This window comes from Flocculibacter collagenilyticus, from assembly GCF_016469335.1.
GTDB classification, from domain to species: domain Bacteria; phylum Pseudomonadota; class Gammaproteobacteria; order Enterobacterales; family Alteromonadaceae; genus Flocculibacter; species Flocculibacter collagenilyticus.
Window position 1 is genome coordinate 1,813,227 of sequence record NZ_CP059888.1, and the last position, 24,548, is coordinate 1,837,774.

General features: G+C 38.1%; 18 protein-coding genes and 1 tRNA gene. 12 read left to right on the plus strand and 7 right to left on the minus strand.

All coding sequences use genetic code 11. The features are described from left to right. Window positions 1-30: 30 nt before the first annotated feature. The 8 genes from apbC to HUU81_RS08155 all read left to right on the plus strand — a co-directional run bounded on the left by apbC (window position 31) and on the right by HUU81_RS08155 (window position 12,111). The gene (gene apbC, locus HUU81_RS08120) at window positions 31-1,128 is read left to right on the plus strand and encodes an iron-sulfur cluster carrier protein ApbC (RefSeq protein ID WP_199611715.1); all 1,098 of its coding nucleotides are present in this window, start codon (window positions 31-33) and stop codon (window positions 1,126-1,128) included. Between the two features lie 4 nt (window positions 1,129-1,132). Continuing rightward, entirely contained in the window at window positions 1,133-1,714 is a 582-nt protein-coding gene (dcd, locus tag HUU81_RS08125) for a dCTP deaminase (protein WP_199611716.1), read from the plus strand. Between the two features lie 216 nt (window positions 1,715-1,930). Then, a complete protein-coding gene (locus HUU81_RS08130; protein ID WP_199611717.1) occupies window positions 1,931-4,423 on the plus strand; it encodes an EAL domain-containing protein in 2,493 nt (830 codons plus the stop codon). Window positions 4,424-4,544: 121 nt separating this feature from the next. After that, a tRNA-Pro gene (locus HUU81_RS08135) sits at window positions 4,545-4,621 on the plus strand. Between the two features lie 288 nt (window positions 4,622-4,909). Then, a complete protein-coding gene (locus HUU81_RS08140; protein ID WP_199611718.1) occupies window positions 4,910-5,449 on the plus strand; it encodes a DUF4402 domain-containing protein in 540 nt (179 codons plus the stop codon). 8 nt (window positions 5,450-5,457) lie between these two features. Further along, entirely contained in the window at window positions 5,458-6,243 is a 786-nt protein-coding gene (locus HUU81_RS08145) for a fimbrial biogenesis chaperone (RefSeq protein WP_199611719.1), read from the plus strand. Beyond that, window positions 6,209-9,346, plus strand: a complete 3,138-nt coding sequence (locus HUU81_RS08150) for an SdrD B-like domain-containing protein (protein WP_199611720.1) — start codon at window positions 6,209-6,211, stop codon at window positions 9,344-9,346. The genes HUU81_RS08145 and HUU81_RS08150 overlap by 35 nt, the downstream gene beginning before the upstream one ends. A gap of 77 nt (window positions 9,347-9,423) precedes the next feature. Continuing rightward, window positions 9,424-12,111 carry an Ig-like domain-containing protein gene (locus HUU81_RS08155; protein ID WP_199611721.1) on the plus strand — a complete coding sequence of 896 codons (2,688 nt, stop codon included), beginning with the start codon at window positions 9,424-9,426 and terminating at the stop codon, window positions 12,109-12,111. Between the two features lie 62 nt (window positions 12,112-12,173). Here the strand turns inward: HUU81_RS08155 and HUU81_RS08160 are convergent, their stop codons facing one another. From HUU81_RS08160 to HUU81_RS08190, 7 genes are all read right to left on the minus strand, one after another. Beyond that, window positions 12,174-12,656, minus strand: a complete 483-nt coding sequence (locus tag HUU81_RS08160; RefSeq protein WP_199611722.1) for a DUF4402 domain-containing protein — start codon at window positions 12,654-12,656, stop codon at window positions 12,174-12,176. A 68-nt stretch (window positions 12,657-12,724) separates the two neighbouring features. Next, complete coding sequence (locus HUU81_RS08165; RefSeq protein ID WP_199611723.1) at window positions 12,725-12,988, minus strand: outer membrane protein assembly factor BamE; 264 nt, start codon at window positions 12,986-12,988, stop codon at window positions 12,725-12,727. Window positions 12,989-12,999: 11 nt separating this feature from the next. After that, window positions 13,000-14,562 (minus strand): CsiV family protein, encoded by a 1,563-nt coding sequence (locus tag HUU81_RS08170; protein WP_199611724.1) that lies wholly within the window; start codon window positions 14,560-14,562, stop codon window positions 13,000-13,002. A 33-nt stretch (window positions 14,563-14,595) separates the two neighbouring features. Next, a complete protein-coding gene (gene mfd / locus HUU81_RS08175; RefSeq protein WP_199611725.1) occupies window positions 14,596-18,093 on the minus strand; it encodes a transcription-repair coupling factor in 3,498 nt (1,165 codons plus the stop codon). Between the two features lie 68 nt (window positions 18,094-18,161). Beyond that, window positions 18,162-19,049, minus strand: coding sequence for a carbon-nitrogen hydrolase (locus HUU81_RS08180; protein ID WP_199611726.1), 888 nt, complete (start codon window positions 19,047-19,049; stop codon window positions 18,162-18,164). A 65-nt stretch (window positions 19,050-19,114) separates the two neighbouring features. Continuing rightward, entirely contained in the window at window positions 19,115-20,158 is a 1,044-nt protein-coding gene (locus tag HUU81_RS08185; protein ID WP_199611727.1) for an agmatine deiminase family protein, read from the minus strand. Between the two features lies 1 nt (window position 20,159). Then, entirely contained in the window at window positions 20,160-20,744 is a 585-nt protein-coding gene (locus HUU81_RS08190; protein ID WP_199611728.1) for a PilZ domain-containing protein, read from the minus strand. A 99-nt stretch (window positions 20,745-20,843) separates the two neighbouring features. Between HUU81_RS08190 and HUU81_RS08195 the strand changes: the two genes are divergently transcribed. From HUU81_RS08195 to HUU81_RS08210, 4 genes are read left to right on the plus strand one after another with little or no spacing between them, the layout of a single operon-like run. Next, on the plus strand, window positions 20,844-22,058 hold the full coding sequence (locus HUU81_RS08195) for a lipoprotein-releasing ABC transporter permease subunit (RefSeq protein ID WP_199611729.1): 1,215 nt from the start codon (window positions 20,844-20,846) through the stop codon (window positions 22,056-22,058). Window positions 22,059-22,090: 32 nt separating this feature from the next. Beyond that, on the plus strand, window positions 22,091-22,789 hold the full coding sequence (lolD, locus tag HUU81_RS08200) for a lipoprotein-releasing ABC transporter ATP-binding protein LolD (RefSeq protein ID WP_199611730.1): 699 nt from the start codon (window positions 22,091-22,093) through the stop codon (window positions 22,787-22,789). 9 nt (window positions 22,790-22,798) lie between these two features. Continuing rightward, window positions 22,799-24,058, plus strand: coding sequence for a lipoprotein-releasing ABC transporter permease subunit LolE (gene lolE / locus HUU81_RS08205; RefSeq protein WP_199611731.1), 1,260 nt, complete (start codon window positions 22,799-22,801; stop codon window positions 24,056-24,058). Between the two features lie 23 nt (window positions 24,059-24,081). Next, entirely contained in the window at window positions 24,082-24,519 is a 438-nt protein-coding gene (locus HUU81_RS08210; protein WP_199611732.1) for a GNAT family N-acetyltransferase, read from the plus strand. The last annotated feature ends 29 nt before the right edge of the window (window positions 24,520-24,548 follow it).

The following is a 24,548-nucleotide window of genomic DNA, read 5'->3' on the forward strand; positions in this document are numbered from 1 at the left end:
CTGTTTTCATCAAAAACATTGAAAGGTTAAATGAATTTCATAAAAAACCTCTTTTCAGGTCAAATTACAGTACCTGATAACGTATTAGACTGTATTAAAGCTTACCGTTCTAATGTATTAATTGATGGGATTTTACCATTTTGGGATTCGTTAGAAATAACCAAAACAGATAAGGGAATAGCGCTAACATTTACTTTACCCTTTGCGTGTGAATCTGAAGCGAATTCAATTAATGCTGCATTGCATGAAGTAGAAAGTGTGCAAACGTTCATCGTTAGATTAACAACTAAGCTTACCTCTGAACCACTCACTTTAGCTAACAAACATAAAGTAAATCACATTATTTTAGTTGCATCTGGTAAAGGTGGTGTAGGTAAGTCTACTACAGCGGTTAATTTAGCCGTTGGATTAGCTGAACAAGGTGCAAGAGTAGGATTATTAGACGCTGATATTTATGGGCCTTCAATCCCACTTATGACAGGGTGTGAAGACACAAAAGTGACCAGCGCTGACGGTAAAACCATTGATCCTGTGAACATTCATAATGTGTTTGTCATGTCGATTGGTTTGCTAGTACCTAAAGACGATGCCACTGTGTGGCGTGGCCCGATGGCTAGCCAAGCACTTTCGCAATTAATTAATGAAACGAACTGGCCAACACTGGATTATCTTATTGTAGATATGCCACCAGGAACAGGCGATATTCAGTTAACGATGTCGCAAAAAATACCTTGTTCGGGAGCGATTGTTGTAACGACGCCGCAAGATGTTGCACTGGCAGATGCCGGTAAAGGTATTGCGATGTTTAACAAAGTGAATATTCCTGTTATTGGTTTAGTTGAAAATATGGCGTATTACGAATGCGAAAAGTGTGACCATAAAAATACTATTTTTGGTGAGTTAGGCGCGAAGCGTTTAGCCGAAACTTACCAGACAAATGTGCTAATGCAGTTACCACTGTTAGCACAAATTCGCCAACGTAGTGATGAAGGCATTCCATTTGTTTTAGATAAAAACAATAAAATTGCGAATAAATACGAGGAATTAGCTAAACTTACTGCTAGCCAGTTGTATTACAATTCAGCAAATACGTTTACCAGACCAGAAATAATAATTACAAAAGATTAAATTAATGAGACTTTGCGACAGAGATATAATCCGTTTACTTGAAGAACGTGAAATACAAGTTTTACCAGAACCATCACCAGAAGCCATATCTGGCGTTACATTAGATATCCGTTTAGGAAATAAGTTTAGAGTGTTTCAGCATCATGCTGCGCCGTTTATCGATTTAAGCGGACCAAAAGCAGAGGTCAATCAAGCGTTGGAATCTGTTATGAGTGAAGAGATACATATCGACAACGGTGAAGCGTTTTTTTTACACCCAGGCGAGCTTGCTTTAGGCATGACGCTTGAGCATGTTACATTGCCCGATAATATTGTTGGCTGGCTTGATGGGCGCTCGTCTTTGGCGCGTTTAGGTTTAATGGTTCATGTTACTGCACACAGAATAGATCCAGGTTGGAGTGGCAACATTGTATTGGAATTCTATAATAGTGGTAAATTGCCGTTGGCGCTTCGTCCTGAAATGAAAATCGGAGCATTGAATTTTGAGACGATGTCTGGCTCAGCAATGCGCCCGTATAACAAGCGGTTAGATGCAAAATATAAAGATCAAACAAGTGCTGTGGCAAGTCGAATTAGTGACGACTAATTGCACTGCTTAATATGAAAAAACCCTTATGCATAACGCATAAGGGTAAATTGCTTATGAGCAAAAATGAAGCTGAATGATTATGCAATATTTAAGCATTATTTGGCAATAGCGAAGAGTTGAATATAGTAAGAAAAGTTAAACATTCACGTATCTGAATTTAGTTGTAATGTTGTATCAGAGTATGTAGCAATAATAATTAAATTAGAGAACTCAATGCGGAATACGATAACTCATGTTCTTCTTTTCATAATCATGCTGGTGATTCATAGCACTGGTTATTCGTCAACATTAATAGTTGACGACTCTTTCACAAAACTTGAAAATTTATCGCCTTATATCAGCTCCTTTAAAACCTCTGAAGAAATAGACGAACTTAACGTTTCGTCTGAACAATTATCCACCTTAGAGTCTAATCCATTACGTTTCACGATTGAAGATGCAGATTATTGGTTAATTTTCGATGTAATGAACCGAGGTATCAATACAAAAACACTCGTTCTTCACTTTGATAACCCAATGATTGATAAGTTGTTGGTATACGATAGTGCGAAACAAGATCTTCCTCCATACCTGCTGGGTGATAGCATATCTAACTTAACAACGAAAATGTATGCTTTTCCTTATTATCAATTCTCACTAGCGCCTAACGAGCAAAGAAGCTTTTTAATCAATGTAGTTACAGCGGGAGCACCAAGTCCGGCAGTATCGTTACTTACAACTGAAGCGTTTCAGAATAAACAACACGATGTTTATTTGCTGTGGGGAATATTCTTGGGGGTATGCTTAGTGATGATGCTGTATAACTTTGTGTTGTATTTCAGCATTAAAGATATCGCTTATCTCTATTATGTAGGCTATGTATTTTTTGTCATTTTGGTTGCTTCAATCATTGATGGTTTCGGTTTTATTTTCTTCCCAGAAGAATTGCAAATTACTCTTAACGCGTTAATTATTCCACTACAAACGTTTGTTGCGTTAACGGCCATGCTGTTTGCCATGGCGTTTCTTCGAATAAGTGAAAATGAAACCTTTTTGTATAAGACTGGGCAAATATTTATTTGGATCTTAGGCATATTTCTATTTGCTAGTATTTTGCTGCGAGAAGATATTGCTGCTAATATTTTTATGCCACTACAGTTATTTCTTTACTTTTATTGCTTTGCTGCGAGCTATATTCGCATTAGAGAAGGCTATAATTGGGCTATTTTTTACCTTATTTCATGGATACCATTTTTTATTGGTGCGGCACTAAGTCCAGCTTTATTGGTTGGCTTATTAGATTATTCATTTGCTGTCCGTCAGTCATTTATTATTGGTGCTATGTTAGAAATATCACTTATTTCATTTGCGTTAGCTTATCGGTTTCGTGCCAACGAACAAGAAAAAGACTATATGGCTTTTCATGATGAGGTAACGGGGCTACCTAACTTAAAACTTCTTCAGAAAAGTATTCATTCACTAATAGAAGACCAACGAAGCTTCACGCTAATACTATTCGAGCCTGAAAAAATTAATACGATTCGCATTACCTTAGGTATGGAGAGCACCAAACTCTTAATGCTTGAATTTACAGAGCATCTGACTAAATATCTTGAAAACACAGTAAATATGTATCAGTTTGAAGAAAAGCCAGTAGCGCAGCATATATGCAAAACTGACGATGCTACCTTTGGCCTGATATTAACGGAAACGTATGACGACAGTACGGCTGATTTTATGACGTTGATTATAAAAGAGGCATTTGCGACTAAATCGAGAGTGGGCAACATTGAGATGACCATGAATGTGAATATAGGGGCAAGTAGGTATCCACACCACAGTGATAGCTTCGAAGATGTTTATCAAAAGGCGTTTCAAGCACTACATCATGCTAAAGAGTATGACATACCATTTATAATGTATAACGACTCGGAACATACCAACTACCAAATGCAGGTAGAAATGCTTTCTGACTTAATGGCCGCAATTAAAGACAATACACTAGAACTGTATCATCAACCTGTGATCAGCTACGAAGATTACAGCGTTGTTGGGTCTGAAGTGTTATTAAGGTGGCACCATAAAACGCAGGGTTATATTAACCCAATTGAGATTGTGCAATTAACTGAAGATACCGGTGTCATTAGTGCGTTAACTAATTGGATTATTAATCAGGCCATTGTTCAATTTGATGCATTAAGGGCGCAAGGTTTTAATCAAACGATGTTTATTAATATTTCTGCCAAAGATTTAGCATCTGATGGCTTCGTACAAAATATTGTTGATAAATTATCTAAAAATGAGATTGATCCTGGAAAGATAGTGTTGGAATTAACAGAGTCAATTATGCTTGATGATTATGAGAATATTTTATCTGTGGTGAACAAGTTAGAACGCTACAATGTGAGGGTTGCAATTGATGATTACGGTACAGGTCATGCGTCGTTGCAGAATTTAACAATTATTCCATTTTATTCATTTAAGATCGCACGTACTTTTATTTCAAAAATTGAACAGTCTGAACGAAAACAAGTCATTGTTAAAAACACTATTTCAATGGCACAGCAACTGGGTAGCTCGGCGGTTGCGTTGGGCGTTGAAACAAAAGCCACAGAAGCAGTGCTTAAAGAATACGGCTGTAAATTTGGTCAAGGTTATTTGTACTGTAAACCTGTTGCGCTTAATAAATATATAGAATGGTTACAACATTACTCCAGCCATCTTTAGAAATAATGTCAGAAGTCGTAAGGTACAACCTAATTTAAGGGAATAATTGATTAAAAGACAGTCACCTAGACAATACAGGGATTGTAATTAATAAATCTTTCGCTATTATATGCCCCTTAGTCGGCTTGTAGCGCAGCCAGGTAGCGCACTGTCATGGGGTGTCAGGGGTCGCGAGTTCGAATCTCGCCAAGCCGACCATTAATTAATCTCCCACCAATCTTTAGCTTTTAATACCCTTGCATTAGTTTTAATAATCTATTTTCTTTATCGTAACATGCTATTAACGTTGCTCATCCAGCATACTGACAACACGCCAGTAAAATAACCGTCAAAACTAATAACTTTGCGGCCAGATACCACGCCTACTACAGAAAACTGAAATATATTCTACACTTATAGTTACCCGATTCATTCTTTTAATAACTCGGTAAAGTTATCGGCTGTTTTGCCGATACTAGACTGAAGTAAAAATTAAGGAATGTATGTATGAAAATTTCTCATCCGAAATTATTAATCACTGCAGCGTTGTTTCCTGTTATGTCATTTGCAGCAACGTATACAGCACAAGTAGGCTTTACAACTATTGCCGATGTTACCATTACGCCTGTTACTGAGATCAGTTTTGGTACTCAAGTGTTTGGTATTTCGGGAGACAGTTGTACACTTGACGCTTTTGTAGGTTCTGCCTCCGCAACTGGTGCACTCTCTGGAGACTGTTTAACTGGTACTGGTCAATATGGTGAGTACACAATTGGTGGCCAAGCTGGTCAGGTTGTTAATTTGTCTTTTGATTTAAGTGGTATGTCTGGTACAGACTTTACATTATCACTTACTGGCGAGACCGATACTGACACAGCAACTAACCCTGGTGGGGAAGCCACAATTAATTCTGGTGGTGTGAACCCCGTTACTATGCCTGCTGGTGGGAGTTTTACGCTTTATTTAGGTGGTACACTAAATATCGTACAAAATCTTACACCAAGCACGCCTTATAATGACACCTTCGTAATTACCGCAACTTATTAAGGTAGTCTATGTTGAATCGGGTAACACTATACTTAACCGTTTTTACGGTAATTGTGTGTACAACTGGAGCAGCGTTAGCTGCTCCTTCCATTCACTTTACGCAATATCGCTTCTTTTTTAATGAAAAAAATAAATCAGACGCATTTGTTATTTTTAACAATGGTGACGAAGCAGCGAATTGTAAATTATCACTTAATCACTTCAATATTGATGAGCAAGGCGAGCTTGTTAAAGTTAAATCAGCTGATGAAGTACCTAATGCGGCGAATAACATTATTAAATTCTCACCTCGGAATGTAACCGTTAGACCTAATACCTCACAAAAAGTAAAAATTGTGGCAAGAGGATTGAGTCGAGTAAATGAAGGTGAGTACGTTAGCTATCTTAATATGTTGTGCAAAAGTGTGCGTCAAAATAAACCCGGCATATTTAAATTGAATGCCGCTGTTGCCTATAACATCCCTATGATTGTAAGAAAAGGCAAGTTCAATGCAGAAACATCACTCGTTTCAGCAAAATTAGTGAATCACGCTAATCAAGCTACACTGAGAGTAGTGCAGTCACGTAAAGGTAATCGCTCACTTTACGGAGATATTAAAGTATATGAAGAAAAAACTGATGAGGTTATTGGCTTTCTTACCGGTGCTTCAATTTATACTCCAGCACAAAAAAAGATATGGAATATTCCATTAACTAAACCGCTTAACAGTAAAAAAATTAGAATTGAATATAAAGAAAATAAACAATTTGGCGGTAGTCTTGAAGCAAATAAAACGTTTAAATTGGCTAAATAACTTTTCGTTATTCGGCTTTTTATTTAAAGGGCGAATTAGTCTTTCATCAGTTTGTAAAAGGCGCTTGGTTAGCCAAGTTTCTTTGGTTGTCTGTTTATTCGTGTTTACTGGTAAACCTGCCGTTAGCTTCGCTGATGAGCCTCCCTCGGCATTACGTCAAATCCAATTGAATCAATGTGAAGTTTATGATGAATATTGGATGATTGTAGATTTTTCCCTAAACAAAAATATCATTTTAGAAAATTATGATGTACTGCACATAAACAAGCAATTTCTACTCCCCGTAGGTGCATTATTTAGTTCATTGGGAGTTAAATTCACAATCGAAGATAAGCAGTCGATTGATTTTTCGCTAAACGAGCAAGGCTATAACATTTTATTCAATTCATCCTCTGTGAAAAACATTACTGAGGAAGGGAAAGTAGCGTGCTGGGCAACGGATGGCATTGAAACGTATATTTCAGCAGCAACGCTGGCTGAATTACTTCCTGTTCAAATAAATCCGAAGTTTGACCAACTCAAAATCGAATTAAACACTGATCAATCCGTGTTTCCGTATCAACAAGAACAAGAACGTATAGCAAGGCAAAGGAAGCTAGCAGGCGCCTTGAATATGTCTAATGGCGATGCTGGCTGGTTAATAGAAGACGAATACCACTTATTCACCTTTCCTCAAACAGAATTTGAATTGCGATCTAATTACGCGTCAAATAGAAATGATAAGCTAATTTCTAGTTATTACCTTAATTCACGGTTTGACTTACTCAACCATGCTGCATCAGTAACGCTTAATGATGGCACTAATAAAGATAGGGTGTCGCGAGTTTCTTTCAGCCGTTATCGCACGCATCCCAACAAGTATATTTTTAATCATTTTACTGAATACAATGTGGGCGACATTTCAAATACCAGTAACTCACTATTTTTAAATAACAACACTGGATTAGGAGTTCGTTTACTTAGAAATAAAAATAACACAATACAAGATTTAGCTGCATTTAGTATTGAAGGGGAAGCCACAGCTGGTTGGGAGGTAGAACTGTACCGCAACGGGCAGTTATTGGACTTTACAACGGTGCAAGCTAATGGTCGGTACATATTTAATAACGTAGAAAAGTACTTTGGTGCAAATAAATACATTATTAAATTATACGGTCGATATGGTGAAGAGCGTACAGAAGTGAGAAATATTGTCATTGGCAACGACATGATGCCAGAAGGTGAATGGCAATTCTCAGGCAGTTTTTATAATCCAGATTATGCCGTGTTGGAAGGGAAGTTAGCTGACTCAGAGGGATATTCAGACGATTTAAGTTATCAATCAAGTGTAGATTATGCTTTTTCAGAACGGTTTAATTTAGGTGCGGCTGTAAATTCGCACAGTATAAATGGTGAACGAGAAGACTATTTATCCACTTCCATAAGAACGTCCATCGAAAATGTTTTTTTAGAGGGCGTATTAACCAAACAAGTTGATAAAGGGACGGCTATTAATTTTAACGCGTTAAGCAATATTGGCGATCATTATGTGAATGTCACCGGTTTATTCGCAGATAACTTTGAAAGCCAAAATGTCACCACACTTGAAGACGAAGTTTATTTCGATATTAACGCAGTGCTTTCTGGCTTTTTAGGTGATTCGCGTCAGCAGTATTCAACTTTTGTGAACTACTTAGATAACGGTCAAGACACGATTAGCGAACTGGGTGTTAAGTTTTCCAATCAGTTTGGGTTGATTAATGTCACTAATAGTTTGAGCTATTTTAATGTTGAGCAACAAGGGGAGTCTGACCAATATTTTAGTGGGTCATTAAAAGTAGCCGGTAAAGTTAAAGACACGCGTATTTCGTCAATCTTAAATTATTCAAACCAGCATGACTTTGATGTTACCAGCGCTGAATTGATAATGAGTAACCGTTTAAACCAGCAGGTATACCAAAGCGGGAACATTAGTTACCGACCAGACGAAGATGCAAAATGGCAGCTGGGTTACAACCTCTCTTGGATTAACGACTCTATAATTTTAAACGGGCAAGCGAATATCGATTCCAATGAAGAATACACCATCAATGTGGGTATTAAATTTTATTTAGGTTATGACTATCAGGATAACTCGCTAATTCTGGCGTCGAAACTTAAGCCAACCTCCTCATCAATTGACATGATTACTTATTTGGATAAAAACGCTAACTTACGAATGGATAATTTTGATAAGCCACTAAGTAACATAAAATTTTATCCTTATAAACACTGGAATCGATTCGCCACCAACGAGCGGGGTCGAGTTGTATTACCCGGAGTTCCTACGCAGCGCGAGGCTAAAATCATTGTCGACGGTTCAGAAAACGACGAGTTACATATTACGCCTTATGTAAAAGAAGTTTCTGTATTCACCCATGCTGGTGGAATGAATAGAATTGTACTGCCATTTTACAATGCAACTGAAGCTGAAGGTACATTAGTGGTTCAGCGCAACGATAATATTGTTGGTTTACCAAATATTACTGTGCAGCTTAAAAATATGCGAAATGAGTTGGTTGCTGAAACGATAACAGACAGCGAAGGTTATTTTGCTTTTGGAAAGCTCATCCCGAGTCGCTATAGAATACAATTCGTAAATAACAATTCTAATCAATTTGAACGCCAACTAAACCGTTTATCCCATCGCTTTATTGCAAGTGAACAAGGTGGATTTGTTGACTTAGGTGAATATGTGCTAGAAGGGGATGCAATTCAGTTTAAACGCGTAAAGTATAATAGCTTGCCAAAAGAGCCTTCCCCCGAAAAAAGCACACCAAATAAAAAAAATATACAAGATTCTTCAATAGTCTCGACTAATCAACAGAGTAAAAATTCTCAGCAGACATATTGGGGTGTTCAAATGGCGGCATATACTCAGAAAGGCTTAGCAGAGAGTGAGCCTGAAACCTTCGCAGGATTAGACAAGCATGTTTTAGAAGTATCAAACAGAACAAGCACGCTCTATAAAGTTGTGTATGGAAAACTTAATTCTGAGCAGCAAATAAGAAGTATATTTAGCAAAAATAAAGAGCAAATAAATGAGCGTGGTGGATTTGTTCACAAATATGATACGAGTGAATAAAAAGCACTTTACAGCTAAAAGTTTATACAGCATTATCCTTCCAATTTTTTTGCTTCATAAGGTTATAGGATAAAAGAATGCTTAAATGGAAAACCTTACTTTCAGCATTGCTTGTTTCATTCTTATTTATTGTGAACCAAGCCGTTAATGCAAAGTCAGTCAAAATAGTGCAGGGTGATACTTTTGGTTCAGACCCATACCGTTTAGTGGTAAAACATCAAGACTATATTCTCACATCGGGCACGTCACAAGTTGGTACAAATAGAGCTAGCTCTACCATTGATATATTGCTGCACGCAGATGGCAGCATAAAATTGGTTAATCAATATTCTAACTATGATTATCCACTTATGGTTGATGATAGTTATATGGTCGATGTAATCGATATGAAGGCAAATGAAGATTATGTTTTTATATTGGCTTATACGTCAGTAGGTGATCGTGTAATAAGTGCTACGGTGGATGAAGAAGGGCACTTGAACTTTATTAGCGAGGCTGAAATTGATCTTGTTAGTGCTGAGGCTCAGCTACTTGTAGATAATGAGTCAGATCATATTTATGTAACTTCACCAATGTCTGGTGTCCAAATTCAACACTTAAGCCTTGCAAGTGATGGTAAGCTGTCTAGAATATCTACAAAATTTGTAGGGGAACTTAGTCCAACCAGACCCTCATATGACATTTATCTTCGCTCTTCTTTCACCAATAACAAAATTATATCTGTAAGCAACCAAGTTGATAATCCAGCTAAAATTTACCTCATTGAACCAGATGAAAATGGTTTACCTATTAAATCAAAACAGCTTACCTTCTCAAATGCGAAACCTTCCTACGGCGCCATACACTTTGATGGAAAATACGTGTATATGTCATTCAGAGGTTGGGGGTTCCATATTGCTGAGTTAATTGATGATGAACTAATTGAAGTATATGTACATGAAGAAGAAGTTGTGTCGTATAAAAGCTTTGCTATTCAAGAAAATAAACTATATGCAACAGATATTTATGGCACTATCGATATTTTTGATATTAGCGATAAAAATAATATCTCACTCGTTGACATAGTTAAAACTCATGGTGGATTTAACCATGACGCTTTTTGGGACAGCGGAAAATTATATGTTGCCGGAGGTTCTGGGGGGCTAGGTGTGTATGAAGAGAGTGATGAAGGGAAGCTCTCTATGGTTAGTCAATTTTCGCAATCTGGTGAGGTAACAGATTTTTCATATACCAAGAATCGTTTAGTTACTACAGCACTAGATACTACATTAAATTTTTGGACAAAAGAGAATAATCAATGGCGCTATCACCAACAATTTGTTAGAGACGGCTCAGATATAACCGCTTTGTATGCAGATGAAGAAAAAATCTTGTTAGTTGGTTATGGAAACTTAGAACTTCATCAATGGAGTGATATTGAAAATGGGTTAGATAATGCCCTTCAGTTGGGTACTGTTCATTGGTCTGCAAGAGATAGTCAGATTGTGCCATTGGCAAATGGCTATTATGTTAAAGCTTATAAAAGATTAAGTTTTTTTACATCTATTTATGAAGCAGGTAGCAGTTTTGATGTTCCGTACGATACGGGTTATTCCGGCTATGTGCAGCGCCCTCATGTTACAGATTCTCGCTTATACTTACCTGTTAATTCTAATCCAAAGAAAGTGCTGATTTATAATACTGAAGATATAAATAACGTTAGATTGGTGAGCGAAATTGATAAGGATAGTAGTTATTCTTTTCAGGGTAATGTAGTCAGCTCAGGAAATTACCTCTTTTTGCCAGACCTTATGGGGGAGAGCAATTCTCCTGCTATCAGTGTTCATGATGTTAGCGATGAGCAAGATATCAAAAAAATTACTAGCGTTGTGCTAAGTGGTGAAGTAAGAAGTTTGCATGTATATGGCGAATATTTAATAGCTTCAGGCGAAGGTACGCATTTGATTGATATTAGTGAGCCTTCCTCGCCAAAAGTACTAGATTATAATAAAAAAATATTATCGAATGGTATCTCAACAATGGTAAATGGCGAATTTATTTCTGTTGCCAAAAATACGTCTGGTCATATAGTGACAGCATATATTAATGTTGGTCCTGAGCATGATGACTTAAACTTAATCACAGAAGAAGACTCCACATTAACAGCGACATTATTGGGTATTGATCCTGAGAATGATGCAGTGAGTTATTCAGTGAAAGACCAAGCAACTAATGGTATTGCTAGTGTTACAGACTCTGGTGAAATTCAGTATATTCCTAACCAACACTTTAATGGTGAAGATGAAATTACCATGTCTATTAACGATATACATGGGAATACTGCAAGCTTTAAAGTTAGTGTATTAGTTGAGCCAGTTAATGATGCTCCTGTATCAAGCGAGGAGGAAATTTCAATTTCAGTTGAGCAAGGTGCATCGAAAGTAATCTCATCAACTTTCACAGACGTGGATGATAGCGAATTAAGTTTTACAGTCTCAACGGAAGCTTCAAAAGGAAGTGTAGAAGTAACTAATTCTGGTGAGATAACTTATACAGCTTCTTCAGATAGTGCAGGTAATGATAGCTTTAGTATTACAGCAAGCGACTCGGCAGGCTTAGAAGCAACACTGGTAGTAAACATCAGCATTACTGAAAAGCAGCAAACGCAACCTGTAAATAATGGGGCAAAAAGCGGTTCAGCTAGTAAAGGTGGCTCACTTTATATTCTTGTATTTTTTATGTTATTTGTGTCTTTAATAAGATACACAAGAAAAGAAAAAGTTTAAGTAACTTTAAATAACGCTCTTAAATAATTTTGATTTAAGAGCGTTAAAACTGATATATGAGCTTAAAACGTAAGTTCAAACACCACGTCGTAATCAAGTGAATAGGTTGTGTTTGGTAGCAAGGATTGTTTAATGGTGAGTCTGCCGCCAACTTCTAAGTCTACAGTGCCAAGATTAGTATTAATAAATGAGGGTAGCCCTGAATTAATGGGTACGGTGGTTACACCGTTGTTTAGTTCACCTGTTGGGGCATAAGTAAACTGACTACTGTCAAACTCACGTAACGTAACTGAAAGTGTGCGGGCAGGATCCGCTGTGATTTGAAAGCGCCCATTTTGGCCTGCACCATCTAAGCAGCTTCCACCCATTACATTACTAATCGCGCCAGTATTTACATCCATTTGACACGTGCCTAAAGTAAAAATGACATTACCAAAGTTTACTTGCTGAACGGGGGTTAATGCTAATGGCGCCGCACATGATGTAGATGTGGCAGAGGCAAACAATATGACTGTGCTAAGTGTAGCCAGTGTGGCGTGCTTCAATATTCTCTGCCTCTTGATAACTAAACTGTTTTTCCTATTTAGGCTTTATAAACCTGATTATCAGATTCTTAATCTATACCAGTGTTTGAATAAAGCGTTACATTATTTGCTATGAAAGTGACTTTAATGTGTTTCTTGGTATTTCCCCAAATACAATTTTTTGCGCCCATTACGTCGGTGCAATTAGTTGGTGAGCCAATAATTTCTGAAACTTGTTTTAAGCTCATCCCTAATTTTATTTTTTCATAATTCTCAGGCGTTAATTTTGTTGTGCAACCAACTACTAAAAGAATAGCTGAGATAGTGCAAAGTGTTCGACTAAAGTACTTCATGTTAATGCTCTTTAATGTTTATATTTTCTTATTTGCATAATCATTCCCATATGAGGGTGATCAAAGTAGTGTATTTCGCCACTGATGACGCGTTTATTTTGCTTAAAGTAATACGTTTTAAGGTTGGGAGCTGATGTTTCTTTATCCGTGTTGTTCGCTTCCATTATCGTACTGTGTGCAAGAGGGTTTAATGCATCCACTTCATTTTTGTTTGAAGCAACATCAAGATGACCAGCGTTGTTTGTATCAGCATTTAAGTCTAGCAATGCCAGTGGAACTTGTGCTGGCTTTCTTACATTGAATTCGGCTTCTACAAATAGGTAATGCTTTAAGTGAACCCGAAATAAACCGTCTAGCTCCCATACCTTTTCAGGTAAATAGCTTACTGGCTCTAAAGGCTCGTCTGTAATCACTTCGTGCGTTTCAAAGTTTATTTGATAACCTTGCTCAATTTTATTAAGCAGCTCGTTGATGTTTTTTGAGACCAACTCTTCCTGTGAAACCGATTGTTCCATTTCCAGATCGCTGTCACTAACAGCACTAGCGTCTACCGCTACTGTTTCTGGCGGTGTTAATAACTTTAATGGTTGTCCAAAATAATCGTATTGGTTAGTAAAATTCTTTCCTGCATACAGTCGAGTTCTGCGGGTTTGCTTTCTGGGTAACGCCGGCTGACGCCAGCCTAAGTGCAAAATGGGCTTTAAATCAGGTTGTTTTCTTAGGTTATTATAAATGTCATCTAACTGGAGACTGTTTTTAGAAATTAAATGTACATATGGACTTTTGTCTAACTCGCCAGCTTCTTCCCACTCAATAGCGTCAATTTGACGTTTTAAAACAGCATGTTCGAAGCCGTTGTAATTGATATCGTTAAAATATTCAATATGAGGTAATTGAATGAATGTTACTTCAGCAGGAAATAAACAATCAGTTTGTATAGTGAACACTTGGTTATGCGTAAACAACTGAATGTAAGCATTATAAATAAAGGTATCGAGTGCTAATTCAGCCTCGTCAGTCAACGCAGTTGAGTCGGCTAAAAGTGATGTAACATCAGTTTGCGAAGTTGTAGGTGAATGACCTTCTGTATTAACGTTCTCGTTGTTAAGTTGCATGCTCTCATTGAGTAAATTGTCTATCGACTCGTTTTCATTGGTATTATCAAAAAAGGCAGGCTGTTGTTGGTAACTTTGCATCAATACTTTATGAGGTTCGGCGTTAATAATTGCTTTATCAAGCTCGAGTATATTCGGGAGTACGCCCTCTTCAGGTATGTCACTTTGAAGTAGTGGTTGTTGTGGAAACTCGCAAGACGATAACCCTTTTTTTACACCACTAATATCAGGGTAATGATATGGCGTCAGTAAATCTCTTATTCTTTTTAAGGGTATTGCCGTGACGTTGTCCTCAAACTTTTCTGCGACATCAGCATCTGTTTTGTTATTAGTAAATAAGATGATTTCAATTTCAAACCATCGAACACCGCCAGAACGCGTTTGCGCTTCAACTTGAGTCGAAAATGTAACAACAGAAACAAATAAAATCGTTAAAACAACACGTACGTGCTTTATCATGTTTAAAAATACCACTCTTATTACTGGTAACGGTTAGGCTGCAACTTGTCTTTCATGTAAATCATTTAAAATTGCATTAATTAGTTTCACACGCTCTTTGGTATCTTTTGCTTCAATATTAAATTTTAAGCGGGTAGGTCCTTCCATACGATATATCTGAGGTTGTGTTTGGATCAAGGAAATAATGAAGCTTGGGTCAACTTTTGTGTTTTGAGTAAACTCAATCACACCGCCTTTTGGTCCAGCTTCAAGTTTACTAATACCTAACTTTTCAGTGATCATTTTAAATTCTGTTATCTTGATCAGGTTTTTGGCTGCATCAGGCAGTAATCCGAAACGGTCGATTAATTCTACTTGTACATCATCTAATTGTTCGGTGGATGTACAGCTTGCAATTTTTTTATACAACGAAAGGCGAATATTAACGTCATGAATGTAGTCATCTGGCAGTAATGCTGGAATTCTTAGTTCAACTTCAGATTGCTTTCTAATTAGATGATCAAGCGTTGGTTCTTTACCTTCTTTTAACGCGTGAACGGCCTGTTCCAGCATGTCCATATAAAGGGTATAACCTACAGATGCAATTTGGCCACTTTGTTCATCACCTAATAACTCACCTGCACCACGTATTTCCAAGTCGTGGGTTGCCAGTGCGAAGCCAGCCCCTAAGTCTTCAAGGTTCTCAATAGCTTCTAAACGCTTAATGGCATCTTTTGTCATGCGCTTTTCATGTGGCGTTAATAAATAGGCGTATGCTTGGTGGTGCGAGCGTCCAACGCGGCCTCTTAATTGATGCATTTGCGCCAGACCTAGATGGTCGGCTCGGTCCATAATAATAGTATTGGCGGTTGGAACGTCGATGCCTGTTTCAATAATTGTGGTACACACGATCACGTTAAAACGTTGGTGATAAAAATCAGACATGATGCGTTCAAGTTCTTTTTCTCGCATTTGACCATGTGCGGTAGTAACCGTCGCTTCAGGCACTAACGTAGCTATTGCTTGGGCGGTTTCTTCAATGGTGTCTACATTATTGTGCAAGAAATAGACTTGGCCACCACGTTTAATCTCGCGCAAAATAGCTTCGCGTATAAGTGCGTTATCTTTTTGTCTGACAAATGTTTTAACCGACAATCGCTTGGCCGGAGGAGTCGCAATAATTGATAAATCGCGCATCCCGCTCATGGCCATATTGAGTGTTCGAGGAATTGGAGTGGCAGTCAAAGTTAAAATGTCTACATCAGCACGCAATGCTTTAATTTTTTCTTTCTGGCGTACACCAAATCTGTGCTCTTCATCAACGATCAGTAAGCCTAAATCGGCAAACTTAATATCTTCTTGAAGTAATTTATGTGTGCCAATCACGATATCTACACGACCGTTATTTAATTCTTCTAGTACTGCTTTTTGCTCTTTAGGTGTTTTAAAGCGCGATAGCACTTCTACTTTAATTGGCCAATTGGCAAATCGGTCTTTAAAGTTTTCATAATGTTGTTGTGCGAGCAGGGTGGTGGGTACTAAGCACGCTACTTGTTTTCCGTCATTAACAGCCACAAAAGCTGCGCGCATAGCTACTTCTGTTTTACCAAAGCCCACATCGCCACACACCAATCTGTCCATCGCATTTGCTTTTGTCATGTCTTGAATAACAGACTCTATTGCATCCACTTGGTCAACGGTTTCCTCAAAAGGGAAGCCATTTGCAAATTGCACATATTGTTCTTTATCAATTTTATAAGCGTAACCTGGCTTCGCTTCACGTTGGGCGTAAATATCTAGTAGTTCAGCTGCTACGTCTCTTACACGTTCAGCAGCACGTTTTTTTGCTTTTTCCCAAGCGTCAGAACCTAGTTTATGAAGGGGGGCTGATTCTTGCTCGCCACCTGAATAACGGCTAATTAACTCTAGCGATGAAACTGGTACAAATAATTTTGCGTCATTTGCATATTGAATCGATAAAAATTCGGTTTGCGTTCCGCCAGCATCAATGGTTTCTAAGCCTAAATAACGCCCGACACCGTGATCAATGTGCACAATAGGCTGTCCGACTTTAAGCTCTGCTAAATTGCGAACAATAGCATCGGCACTGGTTTCTTTTTCGTGTTTGCGGCGACGCCTGCGCTGGCTGACACGATGACCTAGCAATTCTGTTTCAGTAATAAGCACTACAGGCGGTTGTGTTTTATGGTGAGGATTAAAAATTACACTATTTTCAGCTGTACCAACCACTAAGCCAACGCTTGTTTGTGCGTCTAAAAATGCAGACAAGTGCTGAAATTCCTGTGGCCGTATATCAGCTTTTGCCAACAATTCTGAAACGGTTTCTCTTCGGCCAGCCGACTCAACTGAAAACAACACTCGGCCGCGCTGCTCTTTAATGCTTACGATAAAGTCTTGTAAACTTTTGTATGGCGTTTTTGACTGATTATTGATGGCGATGTCAGGAATGGTCGCGGCATCAATATTTGTTCTGCCCGCCGCTTTGGTAAGCTCGGCAATACTTAACGTAATACGCGGGTATGTTTTGAAGTGGCTAAATAATTCTTCTTTAGGTAAGAATATACTAGTTGGTTCTAATAAAGGCCGTGTTACATCATAACGTCTGTCTTCGTAGCGAAACGATATATCTTTCCAAGCTTGATCAGTTGCACCTTCAAGATCCCCAAGCGTTAATAACAATGTGTTATTAGGCAAGTAATCAAAAATGGTCGCAACATTATCGAAAAATAGTGGCAAATAGTATTCAATACCAGCAGGCATATTTCCTTTGCTTACTTGCTGATAGATACTTTCTTTTTCATTCGATAATTTAAACAGCTCGCGATATTTTGTTCTAAAACGTTCAATGGCATCTTCGTCAGTAGGAAATTCACTACCGGGTAGTAACTCCACTTTGTCTAGTTTATTGCCAGAGCGCTGCGTTTCAATGTCAAAAATACGAATGCTATCAACTTCATCATCGAAAAGATCTAATCGAATGGGTGTGGTTGAACCCATTGGGAAAATATCGAAAATTGACCCTCGTAATGAGTACTCACCGTGCTCCATCACTTGATCAACCGAGTGATAACCTGCTGATTCTAAGTCATTGCGCAATTGGAATGGGTCAAATTTGTCACCATTTTTAACCACTAAGCTATTAGCATTAATGTAAGCTTTCGGAGCAATTCGTTGGATAACCGTGCTAATAGGGACAATAACGACACCGCTTTTAAGTTTTGGTAAGTTATAAAGTGTTTGTAAGCGTTGCGAGATTATATCTTGGTGCGGGCTAAAACTATCGTATGGTAAGGTTTCCCAGTCTGGGAATACAAATACGTCATAATCATTGGGCTGTTTAAAAAATGCGAGCTCTTGTTCAATTTTAAGTGCAGTAGGTGTGTCGGGCACAACAAGTAATGTTGGCCCAGCGGCTTTGTCTACCGCTTCGCTTACTGCAAGCGAAAGGGCGCTACCTACTAAATTTCCCCAGTGGATTTTATCTTTATTGTTTTTTACAAAAGGAAGATTTAATAAGTTAGTGGTAGACATGTTTTAAATTACACCTTTAATCTGCTATTCAATGATATTGATATTGTTCAATGTGACTAATGCTGCCATTAATCACGGTATATTTTTGTGAGATCGTGATAATGGTCCACTCTACGATCTCGTAAATAAGGCCAAATACGTCTTACATCTTCACTACGATGTTTGTCTAAAAGTGCAAACAAAATTTCATCATCTTGTTCATTAGCATGTGCTAACACTTCGCCTTGCGGGCCTGCAACAAACGAATTACCCCAAAACTGTATGCCGTCACTGTGACCAGACGGGTCTGATTCATGACCCACTCGGTTACAAGCAATTACCGGAATACCATTAGCTACGGCATGCGCACGCTGTACAATAACCCATGCGTCAAGCTGGCGCGCTTTTTCTTCATCATCGTCCCGAGGATCCCAACCAATGGCTGTTGGATAAATTAACACTTCCGCACCCGCCATTGCCATTAATCTTGCCCCTTCAGGGAACCACTGGTCCCAACACACTAATACGCCTAATTTACCTATACTGGTTTGAATTGGTTCAAAACCCATATCGCCAGGCGTGAAATAAAACTTTTCGTAAAAGCCCGGATCATCTGGAATATGCATTTTACGGTATTTTCCAGCGATTGAACCATCTGACTCTATCACTACGGCGGTGTTGTGATAGAGACCCGTTGCGCGTTTTTCAAATAAGGATGCAACGATGACAACGTTAAGTTCTTTTGCTAATTCGCCTAGCGCAGCGGTTGAAGGGCCGGGAATTGTCTCAGCTAAATCAAATAATGAAACGTCTTCATGTTGACAAAAATACACTGAGCGATGCAATTCTTGTAATACGACTAAGTCAGCGCCTTCGGCTGCGGCATCTCTTATGCCTTGCATGGTTTTTTTAAAGTTTGCATCAACATTATTGCTGGTTGCATGTTGAATTAATGCTGCTTTAATTTTGTTTTTCATAACTTGTAACTCGTTAATCGTAACGTTGAAAGTTGTTTATTGTTCAAAGGATATATAGCCTACAGCTACAAAGATAAAGTACCTTTCGGTAATTGCATGGTAATACAGTGCAAGCTACCAAATTGATGCACCAAAGGTAAGCAATCAATACCAATCACATTATGATTTGGATATGCCTTGGCAATAACATCTAAAGCGATTTGATCATTGTCATCTTGATAAGTTGGCACTAGCACGCAATTATTGATAATTAAATAATTGGCATAAGTGGCTGGCAGCCTTTCGCCATCATTATTTATTTTTTTACTTGGCCACGGAAGGGGAAACAAGCGATAAGCAGAGCCAGCTTCTGTGCGAAAAGAAGCTAATTGTGTTTCCATCTTTTTCAGGGCTGCGTAATGTTCGTCGTCTTTATCTGGACAGGCGATATAAACAATGGTGTTATTTGGGGCAAAACGTGCCAGCGTGTCAATGTGCGAGTCGGTATCATCGCCTGCTAAGTAACCATTATCTAGCCATAGAAAGTGTTTAACGCCTAACTTTTCTCTAAGTGTATCTTCAATGTTTTCTTTAGATAGGTCAGGATTTCTATTGTTGTTTAATAAACACTCTGACGTAGTAAGCAGCACACCGTGTTCATTAATTTCAATACCGCCACCTTCTAATACCATTGGAATATGTTCAATGTTGGTATCGTTAAAAAAATGGCTCGCGAAAAGGTGGTTATTTATTTCATTGTCGAGCTGATGTTCATATTTTTCTCCCCAACCATTAAAAGTAAAGTTAAGTACTTTTATTTTTGAACCGTCTGAAACAGTAATAGGGCCGTGGTCGCGTGCCCATGTATCATTTGTGTTGGTGATTACCCAATAAACTTTATCAAGTTGTTCACTGGAAAGGCTGGGATTAAGTAACGCTGAAATTCGTTCTTTTTCTTTTTCACTATGCGCAACAATAACTAAATTTTCGTGCTCGAGAATGTGCTTAGCGATATTTAAATATACGGGCTCTACGCTGGTTAATATTGGTGCCCAGTCAGTGTCTTTATGTGGCCACGTTAACATCACTGCGTCTTGCGCTGCCCACTCAGGTAATAATTGATATTGCATGTTAGATATTTTGTTTCTTTAATTCTGATTTACGTTTTAGCTGTTTAGACTGCTCGTGCAAGCTAGCCTTAACCACAATTTCTCTGTCTTCTTCACGAATAAGCGAAAATACCGCGCTATAGGCGTTATCCTCAATTTTTACTATTTCGCCATAGCAATATATAGCCGCGGCTTCCTGTGATAAAAATAACTTTAATAACAACTTTTGACCTAGTTGCAAATTTAACTCAGACGTAAATCTAAGGCCACCTCCGCCATAGGCAAGGGTCGCGTGCCGATGTTCTGGTTCGTCTTGCATGGTTAGAATATGACTCATAATAAGGTCAATTTTGCGTGACTGCGCTCTTAGGAACTCAGCAAGCTCTTCAGCGTGATCACCTAAATGACGCAACGGGCGCAATGCAGATGTTTCGAGTGTCGATATTTCCGTTGCAAGCTTGAATGGGTCAGGCATTTCAACAATAAAGTCATCGTAATGTGGCATAGCTTCATGCATAGCCAATGGGATGATGTTGACATTAGTTACGTGCTCAATCATGAAATATTCATGTAATTGCTCAATTTTTTCTTCTATTGTTTCAGTCATTAAGCGTGCCTAATTTTTTATGTTCTTGAGTCAAAAGCAATAAGCCCTTATTATCCCGTAACTTTATCCCAATTAACATCTTTGATATTAATTTTATCTATGTTTCATCCATTAAGTATATTTTTAGGTTTGCGTTACAGTCGTTCGAAAAAAAGCGCTGGCTTTCTTTCGTTTATTTCCTTTTTCTCAATGTCGGGTATTTTGCTTGGTGTATTGTCTCTTATTGTAGTTGTTTCTGTTATGAATGGATTCGAAAAACAGTTAAAAGACCGAATATTAGGTGCAGTACCGCATTTAATTATTAATCAGCATGATGAACAAAACACGCCACCCGCAGAGCTAATAACAACATTGGAGCAATTGCCAAGCGTTTCAAGTATTTTGCCTTATCAAGAATCTGAATCAATTGTTCAATCGCCTTATGAATTAAAAGGCGTTATGACTCAAGGGGTATTTGATAAAACAAAAGGGTTTGAAATAATTAAAACCAATATGGTCAACGGCAGCTGGGAATCACTTTTTTCACAAAAATACTCAATTGTTATTGGTCGTTATTTAGCGTCACAACTTAAAGTGCGTATAGGCGATAAAGTAAAGCTTATGGTTACCGAGGCAAGTATTTATACGCCGCTTGGAAGAATGCCAAGTCAGCGTAATTTTACGGTGACAGGCATTTTTGATACAGAGTCAGAAATTGATGACAAAATAGTACTTATTTCCGGTGACGCGTTACAAAAATTATTGCGTAAAAAGAATAAAACTGCAGAACATTGGCGTGTTTATTTACATGATGCGTTCGAGTTTTCAGAGGTAACATCGCAACTAGACAATGCGGGCATTATATACAGCAGTTGGGAGGGTACCCACGGAAAATTATTCCAAGCCGTGAAGATGGAAAAGAATATCATGTGGATATTACTGACCTTAGTGATTGCTGTTGCATCGTTTAATATTGTATCGGCATTAGTCATGATGGTAACTGAAAAAACCAGTGAAATAGCCATTTTAAAAACCCAAGGCATTAAGAATATTACGCTGTATAAAACTTTTGTGATTCAAGGGCTTTATAATGGCGTAATTGGTAGCATTCTTGGGGTCATTTTAGGTGTTCTTATCACTCTTAACATAAACGAAATATCAGCCGTTTTTGGATTGTCGATGCTGGGTCCAAACATTGAATTGCCCATATTATTACAATTGAGTGATGTGCTTATTATATTTGTAGGCGCGTTAGGACTGAGTTTATTGGCCACTGTCTATCCCGCTTATCAAGCAGCTAAAATAGAGCCTGCATCAGTATTAAGATACGAATAACAAATTAAGACCCAATTTGAAAAGAGATTTATATGCAAGATTTTGTAAATTGCGACAATGTTATTAAAACCTATCATGATGGTTCAGTAGATACACAGGTATTAAAAGGGTTAAGCCTGCATATTGCTAAAGGCCAACAGGTAGCGATTGTGGGTAGTTCAGGCTCTGGTAAAAGCACGTTGTTGCATATTTTAGGAACACTCGACAAAGCCACACAAGGCACAGTTTTCATTGATGGAGTAAATACTGCCACGTTAAAAGCGAATGAGCTAGCAGAGTTTAGAAATCAAAAATTGGGCTTTATTTATCAATTTCATCACCTGTTAATGGACTTTACTGCCCTTGAAAATGTGGCAATGCCATTGATGATAAGAAATGAGCCAGTAAATAAGGCGAATGAAATGGCACTCGCCATGTTAGACAAAGTAGGTTTAGCACACCGAGTTAATCATAAACCTAGCGAACTTTCGGGTGGAGAAAGGCAACGCGTTGCAATAGCGCGCGCATTAGTGACTCAGCCAGCGCTGATTTTAGCCGACGAGCCCACCGGAAACTTAGACCAAGAAAATGCAATTAAAATCTACGAGTTACTACGTACATTAAATAAAGAGCTGCATACAACGTTTATTGTGGTAACTCATGATATGGAGTTAGCAAACAAGATGGATCAAGTACTAACTCTCCATAATGGTCAAATAGAAAGTTTGACTGCTACAAACGTTCAAGCGTAGGAAGGTACAGTGAAAATCAATTTTTCCTTTCTGCTAGCAAGAAAGTTTATAAACGGTAAACATGAGAACGGATTTATCGGCTTTATTTCAAAGTCGTCAACATTGGGTATCGCACTGGGTGTTGCAGTATTAATTATTGCTTTGTCGGTAATGAATGGCTTTCAACGTGAACTAGTTAATCGCTTATTATCATTTGTACCACATGTTGAATTAATTGCCGTCGAGCAGCCAATCGATAATTGGGAAAGTAAGTTAGCAATCATTGAAAACCACCCTCAAGTATTAGCCGCGGCACCATTAATAAAATTAACGGGTATGTTGCAAAAGGGAGAAAAATTAAAAGCGCTAGAAATACGTGCAATTGTGCCTGAATTCGAACAAAGAGTGTCTTCAATTAAGCCTTATATAATTAGTGGTGATTTTTCTTCAATCAGTAGCAAATATAATAGCGACGAAAACGCAGGTATTGTGATTGGTCAGCTATTGGCAAAAGAGCTTAACATTGATGTGGGTGACGAAGTTCAGCTGCTTTTACCAAATAAATCGAGTACCAAAAAGCTGTTATCGCCAAAGCTAGCAAGATTCAAAGTAAGCGCAATATTTCGTTTGGGCGGGCAGTTAGATGGCGGTTTAGCTTATATTAATTTAAACCAAGCAAGAGCGTTAGTGGGTATTCCAGCTGATGCTGTTTCTGGGATCAGATTAAAAATTAATGACGTATTTAACGCGCCTATTATTGCCCGCGAAATAGGGTTAAATCTAAATCATTACGTGTATCTTATGGATTGGCTGCGCACCCACGGGCACCTTTACCAAGACATCATGTTAGTTAAGACCATTATGTATATTGCCCTGACGTTAGTAATCGCTGTTGCGTGTTTTAACATTGTCTCCACGTTAGTGATGACAGTAAAAGAAAAGCAAAGTGAAATCGCTATTCTTAAAACAATGGGAATAAAAGATATTCAAATAACACTAGCATTTATGTTTGTGGGGATGATAAATGCGTTAATGGGCATCGTGATTGGTATCGCATTTGGCATATTACTCACACTAAATCTAACGAATATTTTTAAATGGTTAGAGCAGCTTTCAGGCGAGACATTTTTGAAACAGGATGTGTATTTTATTGACTTCATTCCTGTGGAACTTCAAATAGCAGATGTATTAATAGTACCCGTTATCGCATTAGTATTAGCGTTGCTAGCAACTTTATATCCCGCTAGAGTCGCAACCAAGGCAGATCCTGCCACTGTATTAGGGCAGTAAAAAACATTAATTTAAGGATGAACATGACAATAACACTGCAACCAGTGTCGCAAAAAAATTATGAAGATGTTTGTGACCTTGAAGTCGCAAAAGACCAAGAAGACTATGTAGCAGAAAATATGTGGTCTATTGTGGAGTCTACATTTAACGAAGGCTATGAAACCCGAGCAATTTATCGTGACGATAAAGTGGTGGGGTTCTTTATGTGGGTAAAAGAGTCAATAGAAAAAATCTCAATTTGGCGCTTTATGGTAGACAGTCAACATCAGAATCAAGGGATTGGGAGAAAAGCGCTAACTATTGCATTAGATGAAATTAAGCAAGTACCTAAACTGAAAGAGATTGAAATTTGTTATCAGCCAGATAACCCAGTTGCAGGTGACTTCTATGGTAGTTTTGGCTTTATTGAAGTAGGCATGGACGAAGATGATGACGACATGTTGGCGATTATCAAACTTTAAAGAAAATAACTGAAATCAGCTAAGCTTGT